Origin of the sequence: Cupriavidus basilensis OR16, assembly GCF_000243095.1 — a bacterium.
Lineage (GTDB): Bacteria > Pseudomonadota > Gammaproteobacteria > Burkholderiales > Burkholderiaceae > Cupriavidus > Cupriavidus basilensis_D.
Window position 1 is genome coordinate 1 of record NZ_AHJE01000221.1, and the last position, 2,010, is coordinate 2,010.

General features: G+C 69.9%; 1 protein-coding gene. It reads right to left on the minus strand.

Annotated elements, in window-relative coordinates:
* A partial coding sequence (locus OR16_RS38220) for a condensation domain-containing protein (protein WP_006164685.1) occupies window positions 1-2,010 on the minus strand: 2,010 nt, incomplete at both ends.

Sequence of the window (2,010 nt, forward strand, 5' to 3'; positions counted from 1 at the left end):
AAGCTGCTCGGCCGCCAGCCGATCCACGTCCTCGGCGGCGCGCCCCGTGAAGTCCGCCTCGATCACGGGCAAGGCGACGTCCTTCGCCACCCATTGCAGCGGCTGGTCGCCGCGATGCAGGAAACCGCAGCGCAGGCTGTCGTGCCGCGCCAGCACGGCCTGCCATGCCGCGACAAAGCGGGCCGGATCGAGACCGTCGATATCGACACGCAACTGGTTTGTATACGCGCTGCCTTCGGGGGCGAAGACGCTATGGAACAGCATGCCCGACTGCATCGGGGACAACGGATACAGGTCCTGCACGCGCGCGGCATCGAGGCATAGTGCGTCGAGCCGGGCCTGCGTCAGGCCAGCCAGCGGAAAATCGGAAGGCGTGAGGCCGACGGCGCCGGAGGTGCAGTGGCGTACGACGGCTTCCAGTTCGGCCCGCAACGCTCCGGCCAGGCGCTCGATGGTGGCCGTGCGATGCCGGTTCTGGCTGAACGCCAGCGTCAATTGCAGTTCGCCGCCAAGCACTTGCCCGCTGACCGACAGCGGATGCGACAGCGGAGCGGCGGGGTCCTGGGTGCCTCCCGCCGCCTGCGCCCCCTCTGCGGCCGGCCGCCATGCGGCGCCTTCGGCGAAGCTTGCATTGAACTGGCCCAGGTAGTTGAACACCACCTCGGGCTTCGGGACCGCCGCCAGCGCCGACTGCTGGGCCGGCGTGCCCCAGCGGCGCAGCAGGCCGAAGCCGATACCTTCGCCCGGGACCGCGCGCAGTTGCTCCTTGACCGTGCGGATGGCCGTGCCGATCTCGCCGCTGCCGTCGAGCGCCACCGGGAACATCGTCGTGAACCAGCCGACCGTGCGGCTGAGATCGAGCGAATCATCCACGCCCGCGACGCGGCCGTGGCTTTCGAGGTCCACCAGCACGTCTTCTCGGCCGGTCCACGCGAACAGCGCCCGAGCGAGCGCGGTCAGCAACAGGTCGTTGACCCGCGTGCGATAGGCGGCGGGCGCCCGCTGGAGCAGCGATTGCGTGAGATCGGCTGGCAGCGTCAGCGTCACGCTGGCGCGGTTGGCGATGGTGAGGGAGCCGGCGGCTTCGTCTGCCGGCAAGGAGGCGTCGAATTGAGCAAGCGCCTGCCAGTGCGGGATTTCCTCGCCACGGCGGGCGGCGCTGTCGCGCAGGGCTTCGGCCCAGCGCTGGTAGGACGCCGTGCGCGCCGGCAGTGCTGCAGCTTCGCCATTCAGCCGTGCCCGATAGGCCGCATGCAAATCCTCGATCAGCACCCGCCACGACACGCCATCGACCACCAGATGGTGGATCGCCAGCAGCAGTTGCCAGCGGTCTCCGGTCCGCAGCGCGACAGCGCGCAGCAGCGGCCCACGTGCCAGATCGAGGCTGCGCTGGGCGGCTTCGCAGTGCGCCAGCCGTTCGGTTTCCGTTGCGGTTTCTCGCACCCACAGCAGGTCAGCGCAGGTCTCTTCATCGGCGTACGTCTGCTGCCAGACGCCCGACGCTTCGACGAACCGCAGCCGCAGCGCATCGTGATGGACGACCAGATCGCCCAGCGCTGCTGCCAGCGCCCCGGTATCGAACCCATCCCGGCAATCGAGCAGCACCGACTGGTTCCAGTGGTGACGCCGGGCCATCGGCATGGCGAAGAAATCGGCCTGGATCGGCAGCAGCGGCACGATGCCGGTGGGCACCGCGTTGCCGGCGTCGGCGTCGTGTGCCACCGGCGCCGCCATGGCGGCCAGTTCGGCCAGTGTCTGGCGCTCGAAGAGCTGGCGCGGCGTCAGCAGCCAGCCGGCCGCGCGGGCGCGCGCCACGATCTGCAGGCTCAGGATCGAGTCGCCGCCGAGTTCGAAGAAGTTGTCCGAGCGGCCCACACGCGGCAGGCCCAGTACTTCGGCCCAGATACCAGCCAGTGCGGTTTCCACCTCGCCCTCGGGGGCGACGAAGGTCTGGGCGCTCTCGAATGCCGGCGCCGGCAGCGCACGGCGGTCCAGCTTGCCGTTCGGGGT